At 74.2% G+C, this 12,666-nt stretch carries 11 protein-coding genes; 9 read left to right on the top strand and 2 right to left on the bottom strand.

The features are described from left to right. The first annotated feature begins 18 nt into the window (after positions 1 to 18). Both ACIOFR_RS17015 and ACIOFR_RS17010 read left to right on the top strand, forming a co-directional pair. Entirely contained in the window at positions 19 to 393 is a 375-nt protein-coding gene (locus tag ACIOFR_RS17015; protein ID WP_400997558.1) for a hypothetical protein, read from the top strand. A 41-nt stretch (positions 394 to 434) separates the two neighbouring features. Beyond that, the gene (locus ACIOFR_RS17010) at positions 435 to 764 is read left to right on the top strand and encodes an ArsR/SmtB family transcription factor (RefSeq protein ID WP_400997556.1); all 330 of its coding nucleotides are present in this window, start codon (positions 435 to 437) and stop codon (positions 762 to 764) included. Between the two features lie 12 nt (positions 765 to 776). Here ACIOFR_RS17010 and ACIOFR_RS17005 read toward each other — a convergent pair whose 3' ends face one another. Then, positions 777 to 1,952: an aminotransferase class V-fold PLP-dependent enzyme gene (locus ACIOFR_RS17005; protein ID WP_400997553.1), complete on the bottom strand. Its 1,176-nt coding sequence runs from the start codon at positions 1,950 to 1,952 to the stop codon at positions 777 to 779. 79 nt (positions 1,953 to 2,031) lie between these two features. Here ACIOFR_RS17005 and ACIOFR_RS17000 point away from each other — a divergent pair, with 79 nt between their 5' ends. Both ACIOFR_RS17000 and ACIOFR_RS16995 read left to right on the top strand, forming a co-directional pair. Then, positions 2,032 to 4,119, top strand: coding sequence for a prolyl oligopeptidase family serine peptidase (locus ACIOFR_RS17000; RefSeq protein WP_400997551.1), 2,088 nt, complete (start codon positions 2,032 to 2,034; stop codon positions 4,117 to 4,119). Positions 4,120 to 4,268: 149 nt separating this feature from the next. Beyond that, entirely contained in the window at positions 4,269 to 6,623 is a 2,355-nt protein-coding gene (locus tag ACIOFR_RS16995; RefSeq protein WP_400997548.1) for an immune inhibitor A domain-containing protein, read from the top strand. A 169-nt stretch (positions 6,624 to 6,792) separates the two neighbouring features. On the opposite strand, the gene ACIOFR_RS16990 is transcribed toward ACIOFR_RS16995, so the two are convergent. Beyond that, complete coding sequence (locus ACIOFR_RS16990; protein ID WP_400997545.1) at positions 6,793 to 7,518, bottom strand: TetR family transcriptional regulator; 726 nt, start codon at positions 7,516 to 7,518, stop codon at positions 6,793 to 6,795. Between the two features lie 119 nt (positions 7,519 to 7,637). Here ACIOFR_RS16990 and ACIOFR_RS16985 point away from each other — a divergent pair, with 119 nt between their 5' ends. The 5 genes from ACIOFR_RS16985 to ACIOFR_RS16965 all read left to right on the top strand — a co-directional run bounded on the left by ACIOFR_RS16985 (position 7,638) and on the right by ACIOFR_RS16965 (position 12,663). Continuing rightward, entirely contained in the window at positions 7,638 to 9,140 is a 1,503-nt protein-coding gene (locus ACIOFR_RS16985; RefSeq protein WP_400997542.1) for an FAD-dependent monooxygenase, read from the top strand. 30 nt (positions 9,141 to 9,170) lie between these two features. Further along, positions 9,171 to 9,788, top strand: coding sequence for a winged helix-turn-helix domain-containing protein (locus ACIOFR_RS16980; RefSeq protein WP_400997540.1), 618 nt, complete (start codon positions 9,171 to 9,173; stop codon positions 9,786 to 9,788). Continuing rightward, positions 9,785 to 11,233 (top strand): MFS transporter, encoded by a 1,449-nt coding sequence (locus ACIOFR_RS16975; RefSeq protein ID WP_400997537.1) that lies wholly within the window; start codon positions 9,785 to 9,787, stop codon positions 11,231 to 11,233. The genes ACIOFR_RS16980 and ACIOFR_RS16975 overlap by 4 nt, the downstream gene beginning before the upstream one ends. 84 nt (positions 11,234 to 11,317) lie before the next feature. After that, positions 11,318 to 11,701 (top strand): hypothetical protein, encoded by a 384-nt coding sequence (locus ACIOFR_RS16970; protein ID WP_400997534.1) that lies wholly within the window; start codon positions 11,318 to 11,320, stop codon positions 11,699 to 11,701. Then, positions 11,701 to 12,663, top strand: coding sequence for a transcriptional regulator (locus ACIOFR_RS16965; RefSeq protein WP_400997531.1), 963 nt, complete (start codon positions 11,701 to 11,703; stop codon positions 12,661 to 12,663). Before ACIOFR_RS16970 ends, ACIOFR_RS16965 begins: the two co-directional genes overlap by 1 nt. The last annotated feature ends 3 nt before the right edge of the window (positions 12,664 to 12,666 follow it).

Genomic DNA, 12,666 nt, shown 5'->3' with positions numbered 1-12,666 from the left:
CCTGCTGGAGGACTCGCGATGGCGACTCTGGAAACCGCGCTCAAGGACGCCATGGTCATCGAGGGCGCCATCGGCGTCGCCCTGGTCGACTACGGCAGCGGCATGGCACTCGGCACCCTCGGCGACAACACCGAACTGGACCTGAACGTCGCGGCCGCCGGCAACACCGACGTGGTCCGGGCCAAGATGCGCACGATGGAGATGCTCAACCTGCACGACAACGACATCGAGGACATGCTCATCACCCTGAGCAGTCAGTACCACCTGATCAGGCCGCTGACCACGAACACCGGCCGCGGCCTGTTCCTCTACCTCGCGCTCAGCCGGTCCCGGGCCAACCTGGCGATGGCCCGGCACCAGCTGAAGCGGATCGAGGCCTCCATTGAGGTCTGACCCGCCACCGGCCGACAGGGCGACGCAGGGAGGAGGAGCGGGTGCCCGTACCGCTGCACCAGGCCAAGGCCGAGTTCTTCCGCATGCTCGGTCACCCGGTCCGGATCCGTGTGCTGGAGCTGTTGCAGGCCGGCCCGACGCCGGTCCGCGACCTGCTCGCCGAACTGGACATCGAGCCCTCCAACCTCTCCCAGCAGCTGGCCCAACTGCGGCGCGCCGGGTTGGTGACCGCCACCCGGGAGGGCTCGACGGTGGTGTACGCCCTGGCCGGCGCCGACGTCGCCGACCTGCTGCGGGCGGCCCGGCGCATCCTCACCGAACTCCTCGCCGACCAGGGCGTGCTGCTCGCGGAGCTGCGTGCGGCGGAGTGAGCCGGGCCCGCGCTACCGGGCGATCAGATCCCGCAGCCCCGCGGCGAGGTCGCGGTACTCCTGCGGCCGGTTGTACAGCTGGGCGCTGATCCGCAGCACCCCGCCCCCGGGCCACGGCCGCACGGCGACCCGGGCCCGCAACCGCCGGGCGACGGCGACCATCAGCGCCTTCGCGGCGTGGTCGCTCTCCGCGACCCCCGGCGGGAGCCGAAGCGCCCGCATCGCCACACCCGGCATGGCCGCCAGCGGGCGCAGCCCGGTCCGTTCCGCGAGCACCCGGGCCCCGTACCCGGCGAGGGCCGCGTTGTGGCCGCGAACCCGTTCGGCACCCAGCTGTTCGAGCAGGGCGAACCCGGCGGGCGCGGCCAGCCAGGGCGTGTAGTCGCAGGTGCCGCGCCACTCGACCCGCCCGGGGAATCCCCGGTCGTGCTCCCAGGAGAGCGTGAGCGGCCGGATCCGGGAGCGCCAGGCGCCGCCGACGGCCAGCACGGCGGTGGCCCGGGGCGCGAACGCCCACTTGTGCAGGTTGCCGATCCAGAAGTCCGCGCCGCCGGCCCCGCCGGACGCCCCGCCGCCGAGCTCGACGGGCAGCAGGCCCGGCGCGTGCGCGGCGTCCACCACGGTGGCGACGCCGCGGGCGGCGAGGTCGGCGAGCAGCGGTCCGCCGGCGATCTCCCGGGCGCTGGGCGAGGCGATCAGATCGAGGACGGCGACCCTGGTCCGCTCCCCCACCGCGGCCAGCACCTGTGCCCGGACGGCCTGTTCGTCGGGGGTGTGCAGGGAGATCCGGATCCGGCGGACCACCGCTCCGGTCTCCGCGGCGCGCCGCTCGGCGGCGGCCGAGACCACCCCGTAGCCGTGGTCGGTCACCAGGATCTCGTCGCCCGCTTCGAGCGGCAGCGAGTCCAGCACCACCGCGACGCCCTCGGTGACGTTGGTGAGCAGCGCGATCCGGTCGGGGTCGGCGCCCAGGGCGGTGGCGATCCGGGCCCGGGCGCGGGCGATCCGGTCCGGGAGGTCGGCGAAGAAGCCGTCCGGGTCCTGCTCCTGCTCCGCCCGCAGGCGGGCCTGGACCCGTTGCACGGGTGTGGGCACGGCGCCGTACGAACCGTGGTTGAGGTGGGCCACCGCCGGGTCCAGGGTGAACAGTTCGCGGGTGCCCGGCAGCGGCTCGGGGGGGCGGCTCATCGACGCCTCATTGATGTGTGACATTTCACACTGCATAGTTCTAGCCGAGCAGTGCTCCCCGGGGCAAGCATCGGTGCCCGTGACCCACACCGACCCCTTCCTCGCGCTCAGCGCCCGCACCGGCCGGTTCAGCTACGGCTCACCCCGCGCCGCCGCCTTCTCCGCCGACGGCACCCGCCTGCTCTTCCTGCGTTCCACCGGCCCGCAGGACCCGGTCGACCGGCTCTGGCTGCTCGACCTGACCACCCGCCGGGAGCGCATGGTGGCCGACCCGGTGGCCCTCGCCCCGCAGCGCACCGGCGCCCTCGCCGACCTGCCCGCGCCCGAACGGCGGCTGCGCGAGCGGCTGCGGCTGTGGGCGCCGGGGATCGGGTCCTTCGCCGCCACCGCCGACCTCTCGACCGCCGTCTTCACCCTCGACGGACGGCTCTTCCGCACCGACACGGCGCACGCCGCCACCACCGAACTCCCCACCGTCGCCCCCGCCTTCGACCCCCGCCCGGACGCCACCGGCCGGCGCGTCGCATACGTCGCGGACGGCGCCCTGCACCTCACCCCGGCCCCCGCGCTGCACCCCGGCGGGCCGCTCAGCCCGCGCGACGGCGCCGTCTGGGGAACGGCCGAGTTCGCCGCCGCCGAGGAGCTGGGCCGCACCCGCGGCCACTGGTGGTCACCCGACGGCCGCGCCGTCCTGGCCACCCGGGTGGACGAATCCGCCCTGCCGCTGCGCCACTTCGCCGATCCGGCGCAGCCGGAGCTGGCCCCCGAGTCCTTCGCGTACCCGCAGGCCGGCGGCCCCAACGCCGACGTCCAGCTGTGGGTGCTCGGCCTGGACGGCCACCGGGTGCGGCTGCACTGGGACGCCGGGGCGTTCCCGTACCTGACCGCGGCCGGCTGGGAGGGCAACGGGGAGATCCTGCTGACCGTCGCCGACCGGTTGCAGCAGAACGTGCTGCTGCTGACCGCCGACCCCGCCACCGGCAAGTCCGTCGAACTCTCCCGCACCACCGACGAGTTCTGGGTCGACGACGTCCCCGGGACGCCGGCCCGACTGGACGACGGCCGGGTGCTGACCGCCGCCGACACCCCGGACGGCCGGGCCCGCAGCGTCGCCCTGGACGGCCGGATCCTCGGCACCGAGCGGATCCAGGTCCGCCGGGTGGTGGGCCGGCTGGGCGGCCGGCTGCTGGTCGAGGCGAACGAGGACGAGCCCGCCGACCAGCACGTCTACCTGCTCGACCCGGACGGCGGCGCACCGGAACGGCTCACCGACGGGCCCGGCGTGCACTCCGCGCTGGCGGGCGGCGAGAGCCTGCTGCTGACCTCGGCCGACGCCGACGGCATCCGCCGGCGGATCCACTTCCGGGGGGAGCGGTTCCCGCTCGCCGACCACGCCGAACCGCTGCCGTACCGGGTGCGGCCCCAGCTCGCCCGGGTCACCGAACTCGGCCTGCCCACCGCCGTGGTGTACCCGCGCGGGCACGTGGCCGGGCAGCGGCTGCCGGTCCTGCTGGACGTCTACGGCGGGCCCGGCGCGCAGGCCGTGGCCGCCGAGCCGCGGCGGTGGCAGCACCGCCAGTGGTGGGCCGACCAGGGCTTCGCGGTGGTCACCACGGACAACCGCGGTACGCCGTTCGTCTCGCCGGAGTTCACCCGGGCGATCTTCCGGCGCTTCTCCCGGGTGGCTCTCGACGACCAGGTGGCGGCCCTGCGGGCGCTCGGCGGGCGCCACCCGGACCTCGACCTCGACCGGGTCGCGGTGCGCGGCTGGTCCTACGGCGGGTACTTCGCGGCGATGGCCGTGCTGCGCCGCCCGGACGTCTTCCACGCCGCCAGCGCCAGCGCGCCGCCGACCGACTTCCGGCTGTACGACACCGCGTACACCGAGCGGTACCTGGGCCTGCCGCAGGAGAACCCCGAGGGGTACCGCGCGGACTGCCTGGTCGAGGACGCCCCGGCGCTGAGCCGTCCGCTGCTGCTGATCCACGGTCTGGCGGACGACAACGTGCACCCCTCGCACACCCTGCGGCTCTCCCAGGCGCTGACCCGGGCGGGCCGGCCGCACAGCGTGCTCGCGCTGCCCGGCGTCAGCCACCTGACGGCCGACGGGACCCTCGAACAACTCGCCGTGCTGGAGCTGGACTTCCTGCGCGGGGCGCTCGGCTGACCACGCAGGGTCGGCGGTCGCGCGCGAAGGGTGACGACCCGTCCCGCACTCTTCCATGTGACCGATGACATGTGAAATATTACGCCCGCTCACCCGACCACCCCCGTCCGGAAAGGACCGGTCAGTTGCGCAGAGCCTCCGCAGTCCTCGTGGCTGCACTGAGCACCAGTGCGATAGCAGTGACCATGCTGGGCACCCCCGCCCAGGCCCGCCCCGTCCAGCCCGTCACCGTCTCCGGCCACCAGGCCACCGCCGGCACCCCGGCCGCCGACGGCCAGGAGGGCCCGCAACAGGAGCTCGCGCCGCAGGAGCGCAAGCGCCAGGCGCTGCGCGGCCTCGCCCTGGAGCAGGTCAACAGCGGCGCCGTGGCGAAGACCGCCGCGGGCACCACACCGGCCCAGGTGAAGATCGGCAACGACTACGTCCAGCTCGCGCAGCAGCGCAAGGACAAGGTCTTCGTGATCCTCGCCCAGTTCGGCGACCAGGTCGACAACTCGACCCTCTACAACGGCCAGCCGCGCTACGCCGGCACCCCCGGGCCGCGGCACAACACGATCCCGCAGCCGGGCAAGGACGACACCCACACCTTCTGGAAGAACGACTTCAGTCGCGACTACTACCAGCAGATGTTCTTCGACGCCTCGCCCGGCGCCAACTCGATGCGGAACTTCTACCGCACCCAGTCCTCCGGCCGGTACGACATCGAGGGCACCGTCAGCGACTGGGTGACCGTCCCGTACAACGAGGCCCGCTACGGCAGCAACAAGGGCCCGCAGGGCAGCGGCGCGTGGACGCAGGCGCAGGAGTTCGTCCGGGACGCGACCAAGGCCTGGTTCGACGGCGAGGTCGCCAAGGGCCGCACCCCGGCGAGCGTCCGCGCGGAACTGGCCCAGTACGACACCCAGGACCGCTACGACCACGACAAGGACGGCAACTTCAACGAGCCGGACGGCTACCTCGACAACGTGATCGTGGTGCACGCCGGCGTCGACGAGACCTGGGGCGGTGGTGCCCAGGGCGCCGACGCGCTGTGGGCGCACCGCAGTTGGGACCTCCCGGACCCCACCGGCCAGACCGGCCCGGACGGCAACAGGATCGGCGGCGCGCCGGTCGGCGACACCGGGCTGTACGTCTACGACTACGTTCAGGCGGGCGAGAACAGCGGCGTCGGCCTCTTCTCCCACGAGTTCGGCCACAACCTGGGCCTGCCCGACCTGTACCCGACCAGCGGCGGCGACAACGCGGTCAACTTCTGGTCGCTGATGTCCTCCGCCTCCTACCTGGGCAAGGGCAAGAACACCACCGGCGAGTTCCCCGGCGACCTCGACGCGTGGAGCAAGCTGCAACTCGGCTGGCTCAACTACGACGAGGCACAGGCCGCCACCCGCTCCAGCCACGCACTGGGCGTGAGCGGCTACAACACCGACCAGGCCCAGGCCGTCCTGGTGCACCTGCCCCCGTCGCAGACCACCACCTCGCTGGCCGTCCCGGCCGAGGGCGCCTCGCAGTGGTGGAGCGACACCGGCGACAACATGGACGCCTCGCTCACCCGCACCCTGGACCTGCGCGGCCGGTCGGCCTCGGCGGCACTGGACGCCTCCGCCTGGTACGACATCGAGCAGGACTTCGACTTCCTGTCGGTCGACGCCTCCACCGACGGCGGCAGGACCTGGACCCCGCTGCACGGCACCGTCGACGGCGCGCCGATCGGCAACACCACCGCACTCACCCCGGGCCTGAGCGGCGCCTCCAACACCTGGACCCGGCTGCACATCCCGCTGGACGCCTACCTCGGACAGCAGGTGCAGGTCCGCTTCCACGTCACCTCCGACGGCAACACCCACGGCCGGGGCGTGCTGATCGACGCCGTCAAGGTCACCACCGACGGGGTGGAGATCGTCGACGACGGTGCCGAGCAGGGCGGTCAGGGCTGGGCACTGACCGGCTTCTCGGTGATCAGGGGCAAGGACGCGGTCAAGGACCACCCGCGCGCGTACCTGGTGGAGAACCGCCGCTACGTCGGCTACGGCGCCTACCTCAAGACCGGCCCGTACAACTTCGGGTACTCCGGCATCTACGGCAAGGCCGGCATCATCGACACCTACCCGTACCAGGAGGGCGTCCTGGTCTGGCTGTGGGACACCGCCTTCGAGGACAACAACACCAAGGACCACCCGGGCGGCGGCCTGATCCTGCCGGTCGACGCGCACCCCGAGGTGAACTACTTCAACGGCGGCACCCCGGTCAACGGGCGGATGCAGAGCTACGACGCACCGTTCTCGCTGCAGCCGACCACCGCGTTCCAGCTGCACAACGTCAGCGCCGTGACCAAGTTCCCGGCCAAGCCCGCGGTGCCGGCTTTCAACGACCGCACCGGCGGCTACTTCAACCCCGCCGCCCCGCAGTTGGGCGTGCAGGTCCCGAACACCAACACCAGGATCGAGGTCGTCCGGGAGACCCAGGGCGGCAAGCTGACCACCATCAAGGTCGGCCCCGCCTCCTGATCCGTCCGGCTGCCGCCCGACCGGGCGGTCCGGTGACAGGAGCCGAGCCCCGGTCCCGCTTCGGCGGGGCCGGGGCTCCGGCACGTGCGGGCACCCGAGCGCAGCGGGCGGCCGGGGAGCGGCCGGGGAGCGGCCGGGGAGCGGCCGCCGGGAACCGCCGGCCGCGGGGTCAGTAGCCGCGGGGCCCGGCGCCGTCGCGCAGCAGGGCGAAGGCCTCGGCGACCTCGGCGACGGCCAGCCGGTGGGCCTCCCCCATCGGGGTGCCGGCGGCGAGGCGGCGCCAGTTGGCCAGGACGAGCTCCTGGCGGACGCCGATGAACTGGGTGGCGATCAGCCGGGGCACCAGCGGGCCTGTGCCCGCCGCGGGGTCGGCGTCGGGGTCGGGCCGCGCGTCGGGGTCGGTGCCGGGGTCGGGCCGCGCGTCGGCATCGGCTCGTTCGGCGTCGGCTCGCGCGTCGGCGAGCGCCGCCGTCAGCGCGTCGGTGTCCTCGGCGATGTAGTCCCGCAGGTGCGAGGACAGGCCCGGGGTGTCGTAGACCAGCCGCATGAAGGCGAGCACCTCGGGGTGGTCGTTCAGCCCGGTCACCGGGTCGTGGGCGGCGAGGCGCTCCAGCTGGTGCCGCTCCAGGGCGGCCAGCGGGGGCAGGCCGGGCGGGCGCTCCCGGACCACCCGGGCCGCCTCGCCGAGGTGGTCGGAGAGCCGGTGCAGCACCAGCTCCTCCTTGGTGGCGAAGTAGCGGAACAGGGTGGGCTTGGAGACCTCCGCGGCGGCCGCGATCTCGGCCACCGACACCTGGTCGAAGCCGTTGGCCAGGAACAGTCCGATCGCGGTGTCGGCGATCGCCTGACGGGTCCGCTGCTTCTTCAGGGCCCGCAGGCCCTCCGGCTCACTCATGGGTCAATCATAACCCGGATACTTTTGTTACTCGGTTGCATTTCTTACCAAGTTGCTGTCTTCTGGTGCCCAGGGACACCGACGGCACACCGGCCGCCGGCCGACGACAGGAGACGACGATGGCAACCGTGGTGATCGTGGGCGCCGGCCCGACCGGACTCACCCTGGCCTGCGGCCTCGCCCGGCAGGGCGTGCCGGTCCGGGTGCTGGACCGGGCCGAGGAGCACCCCACCGGCTCGCGCGGCAAGGCGCTCAACCCGCGCAGCCTGGAGATCCTGGCCGACCTCGGCCTGGCGGAGTCGCTGGCCGCCCACGGCCGGACCCACCTGCCGTTCCGCAAGTACTACGAGGGCTCGTTCGTGAACGACACCGACCCCTTCGCGGACGCCGTCCCCACCCCGGACGCCCCGTACGAGTCGGGACTGACGCTGCCGCAGTGGCGGGTCGAGGGGCTGCTGCGCGAGAAGCTCGCGGAGTACGGGGTCGAGGTCGAACTCGGCACCGAGCTGGCCGGGTTCGAGCAGGACGAGGACGGCGTGACGGCGCTGCTCGGCGACGGCGGCCGGATCCGCGCCGACTATCTGGTGGCCTGCGACGGCGGCCGCAGCACCGTGCGCAAGCAGCTCGGCATCCCGTTCGAGGGCAACGGCGACCCGGAGTCCGCGATGGTCTGCGGCGACGTCGAGGTGGAGGGGCTGGAGCCCGACCGGTGGCACCAGTGGTTCGGCCCGACCGGAGCCTTCATGCTCTGCCCGTTCCCGGGCGAGCCCCGCTGGCAGCTGCAGGCCACCCCAGAGCTGGACGCCGACGGCACGCCCCTGCCGCCCTCGCTGGAGAGCTTCCGGCGGCTGGCCGAGCGGTACACCGGCCGCACCGACCTCCGGCTCTCGAACGCGACCTGGCTCTCCACCTGGCGGATCAACGTCCGGATGGTGGACCGCTACCGGGTCGGCCGGGTCCTGCTCGCCGGCGACTGCGCGCACGTCCACCCGATCGCGGGCGGCCTCGGCATGAACACCGGCATCCAGGACGCCTGGAACCTCGGCTGGAAGCTCGGCCACGTCGCGCGCGGCCTGGCGGGCCCCGACCTGCTGGACAGCTACCAGGAGGAGCGCCTGCCGGTGGCCGCCTGGACGCTCGGGATCAGCAACGCGGGCATGGCCGCCGTCGCGGAGGGCACCCGGACCCCGGGGGTGGGCGTGGAGGCCGGGCGGGTCGGCGACGTCACCGGCCTCAGCATCGGGTACCGCGACGGCTCGCTGGCCGACGACCTGCTGGACGGCCCGCTGCGGGCCGGGGACCGCGCGCCGGACGCGCCCTGCACCGCCGCGGACGGCACGCCCGTGCGGCTCTTCGAGGCGTTCGCCGGGGACGACTTCACCCTGCTCGGCTTCGGCGCCGGCGCGCTCCCCGCGCTCTCCGGGCTGCCCGCGCACGTCCGCCCGCTCGCCGTGGACGCGGGCCCCGACGGCCTCGCCGACGGGGGCGGCCACGCCCGCCGCGCGTACGGGGTCACCGGTGACGCACTGGTGCTGGTGCGGCCGGACAACCACGTGGCCCTGACGGTGGCGGCCGGACCGGCGGCGGGCGACACCGTTCGCGCCTACCTGGCCTCCTTGTAAAGGGTTCTTTCTAAAGATAGCTTTAGATACATGACTCCATCCCCGAAGCAGGATCCGTCGCGGGCGGCCGACCGGCCCGTGGTCGAGCTGACCGACCCGCGCGCCCTGCGTGCCTACGCCCACCCGACCCGGATGCGTCTGGTCGGCCTGCTCCGCCAGGAGGGACCACTGACGGCGACCCGGGCGGCGGGGCTGATCGGCGAGTCCGTCGCCAGCTGCTCCTTCCACCTCCGCCAGCTCGCCAAGTACGGGCTGGTCGAGGAGGCGGGCGGCGGCCGGGGCCGGGAGAAGCCCTGGCGGGCCACCGCCGTCTTCACCAGCTGGGACGCCGCCCCCGAGGACCCGGCCGCCGCCGAGGCCTCGGCCGCCCTCCAGCGCGCGGTGGTCCAGCAGTACTTCGCCCGCACCACCGAATGGCTGGCCGGCCGCGCCGACGAGCCGCGCGCATGGCAGACCGCGGCCGCCACCGGCGACGTCCTGGTCCACGTCACCGCCGAGGAGCTGACCGAGCTCACCGCCGGGATCTTCGCGCTGGCCGACCGCTACCTGGACCGCCTGGGCGATCCGGCGGCCCGCCCCACCGGCTCCCGGCCGGTCCTGCTGATGCACCTGGCCGTCCCGGTCGACGGCCGGCCGGCCGCACCGTGAGCGCGCTCACCGCCCGGATACCCGAGCTGCTGCGCGACGGGCTGTTCCGGCGCTACTGGGCCGGTCAGAGCGTCTCCGCACTCGGCGACCAGGTCACCCTGCTCGTCGTCCCGCTGATCGCGGTCACCGCGCTGCACGCCGACGCCGCGCAGATGGGGTACCTGGCGGCGGCCGGCTGGCTGCCGTACCTGCTCTTCTCACTGCCGGCGGGGGGCTGGGCCGACCGGCGTCCGGACCGGCGGCGGGTGATGATCGCCACCGACCTCGGCCGGGCCGCGCTGCTGCTCACCGTCCCGGCCGGGTACGCACTCGACCTGCTCTCGCCGGCGCAGCTCTACCTGGTGGTGTTCGCGGCCGGCAGCCTCTCGGTGGTCTTCAACGTGTGCAACCCGCCGCTGTTCGTCGCCCTCGTCCCCGCCGACCGGTACGTGCAGGGGAACGCACTGCTCAACGGCAGCCGCGCGCTCGCGTACGTCGCCGGGCCCGGGCTCGGCGGGCTGCTGGTCCAACTGCTGGCCGCGCCGGCGGCCCTGGTCGCCGACGCGCTCTCGTTCCTGGCCTCGGCGCTCCTCCTGCGCCGGATCGGGCCCGTCGAACCACCGGGCGACCCGGCCGGTTCCGGGCGGACGACGGCGGGTCTGCGCTGGATCCGGGAGTCGCGCACCGTCCGGGCGGCGCTGCTGGGCACCGCCACCGTCAACCTCTTCACCCTGATGACGAGTACCCTGTTCGTCCTCTACGCGGTGGGCGAACTCGGGCTCTCAGCAGGGCTGTTGGGGGCCGTTCTGGGGGCCGCCTCGATCGGCGCCGTACTGGGCGCCGCGGTCACCGGCCGGATCACCCGGCGGATCGGGGTGGGGCCTGCCTTCCTGCTCGGCCTGATCGCCTACCCCGCGCCGCTCCTGCTGGTCCCGGCGGCGCACGGCCCGACGCCCCTGGCCGCCGCGCTGCTGTTCGCGGCCGAGTTCGGTTCCGGCATCGGGGTCATGGTGCTGGACATCGCGGCCGGATCGATCTTCGCCGCGGTCGTCCCGGACCACCTGCGCTCCCGGGTGTCCGGCGCCTACCAGGCGGTCAACTACGGTGTCCGACCGATCGGTTCGCTGCTCGGCGGCACGCTCGGCAGCACCCTCGGCCTGCGGCCGACGCTGTGGCTGGCGGCAGGCGGGGCGCTGCTGTCGTTCCTGTGGCTGCTCGGCTCGCCGATCCCCCGGCTGCGGGACCTGACGGCCGCACGGCCGGACGCCGACGAACCACACGACGAACCACACGACGCGCACGACGAACGGCTCGACGCACCGGTCGGCGAACGGCCCGGCGAACCGGCCGGAGCGCCGACGGACCGTCAGGACCCCCGGCCCGTGCGGCCGGTGACCCTAACAGATTCGGGCATATGCCCGACGAATATGACGGATTCCGACCCGAGGCCGAACGTTCGGGGTTAGCGTTACGCTCCGAAGAGGTTACCGCCAGTGAGCGCGGAGCCGCGCGCGGGCCCCCCGTGGGCCCGCAGGAGGGGTGCGTATCGGGTGCCGGGGATCGATGACTGCCTTACCGAGGCCATGGGCGTGCCAGGCGCGCTCGGCGCCAGCCTGGTCGACTGGACCAGCGGGCTCGCGCTGGGCACCGCCGGGGAGGGACCGGGCGACGACCACGAGACCGGGGCCGCCGACGCCACCGAGCTCGCCAGGGCGGTGACCCAGAGCACCTCGTTCGCCGACCCGACGTCCGGGACGGCTCCCGCCGAGGACCTGATCCTCAGCTCGGCCGGCGCCTACCACCTGGTCAGGTTCCTCGACACGGACTTCGACAGCAACCTCATCCTCTACCTGCGGCTCGACCGGGAGCGGTCCAACCTCGCCATGGCGCGGCTGAGACTCGCCTCGATCGCCGAACAGTTGGTGATCGACTGATGGCCGTCACGCTGGACGCCCGCACCGTCGACGCGCCGGCCGCGCACGCGCCGCGGCTGCCCCGCCGGCGCCGCTCCGGATGCTCGCCCGCCACCGTCTTCGAGACCGCGCTGGCCGACCTGGCCGCGCAGCGCGCCACCGGCGCGATGGTCGGCACCGCCGGCACCCTGCACCTGGTCGGCGGGTTCGTGGTGCACGCCGAGAGCGCCTCCGCGCCCGGCATAGAGGCCCTGCTGACCGGCTGCGGCCGACTGTCCGGCGCCGACTGGGCCCGCCACCTCGCGAGCGGCCTGCCGATGGCCGACGAGCTGATCCGCACCGGCCGGGTGAGCGCCGGCGAACTCCAGCTCTGCCACCTGACCGCCCTGCTGGACGCCGGCTACTTCGCCCTCGGCCAGAACCAGGGCGAGATCCGCTTCGAGTCCGCCTCCCGGCCGCTGTTCACCCTCGCCCGGCCGATGGGCGTACGGGAGCTGCGCGCGGCGGTGGGCCGCCGGCGCGCCCTGCTGGACCGGGTCTGGCCGTGCCCGCAGCTGGACGGCGCGGTCGTCCGGCGCCGGCCGGTGGCGGTGCCGCGCGGCTGCACCCGGCGACGCCGCGCCGTGCTGGAGGCCGCGGACGGCCGGCGCACCCCCGCCGAGATCGCCCTGCTGCTCGGACGCTCCGCCTTCGGCACCGTGCTGGACATCAGGCACCTCGCGGCCGGCGGTCTGATCGAGTCCACCCCGGCCCTGCCACCGCTCCCACCACTCCCGCCGCTCCCACCGCTCCCCCCTCCGCCGGTGCCCCTGCAGCCGATGCTGGCCCCGGTGCCGCCGCCCCTGCCGCCGCCCGTCGAACCGCCGCGGGTGCTGTTCCCCACCCGGACGCAGCCCGCCGCCACCGCCCCGACCTACGACCCGTCAGATCCGCACGTCGCCCTGCTGCTCAGGATCCGAGCCGGCCTGGAGGCCCGACTGTGAGTG

Origin of the sequence: Kitasatospora sp. NPDC088346, assembly GCF_044740765.1 — a bacterium.
In the GTDB taxonomy this organism is placed as follows: Bacteria; Actinomycetota; Actinomycetes; order Streptomycetales; family Streptomycetaceae; genus Kitasatospora.
Note: the sequence above shows the minus strand (reverse complement) of the source record. Positions and strands in the feature narration are given on the sequence as shown.

Excerpts from the sequence above, each read along its gene's own strand:
- ACIOFR_RS16990 (WP_400997545.1), bottom strand. The coding sequence starts at position 7,518 with ATGAGTGAGCCGGAGGGCCTGCGGGCCCTGAAGAAGCAGCGGACCCGT.
- ACIOFR_RS17015 (WP_400997558.1), top strand. The coding sequence starts at position 19 with ATGGCGACTCTGGAAACCGCGCTCAAGGACGCCATGGTCATCGAGGGC.
- ACIOFR_RS16965 (WP_400997531.1), top strand. The coding sequence starts at position 11,701 with ATGGCCGTCACGCTGGACGCCCGCACCGTCGACGCGCCGGCCGCGCAC.
- ACIOFR_RS17005 (WP_400997553.1), bottom strand. The coding sequence starts at position 1,952 with ATGAGCCGCCCCCCCGAGCCGCTGCCGGGCACCCGCGAACTGTTCACC.
- ACIOFR_RS16985 (WP_400997542.1), top strand. The coding sequence starts at position 7,638 with ATGGCAACCGTGGTGATCGTGGGCGCCGGCCCGACCGGACTCACCCTG.
- ACIOFR_RS16980 (WP_400997540.1), top strand. The coding sequence starts at position 9,171 with ATGACTCCATCCCCGAAGCAGGATCCGTCGCGGGCGGCCGACCGGCCC.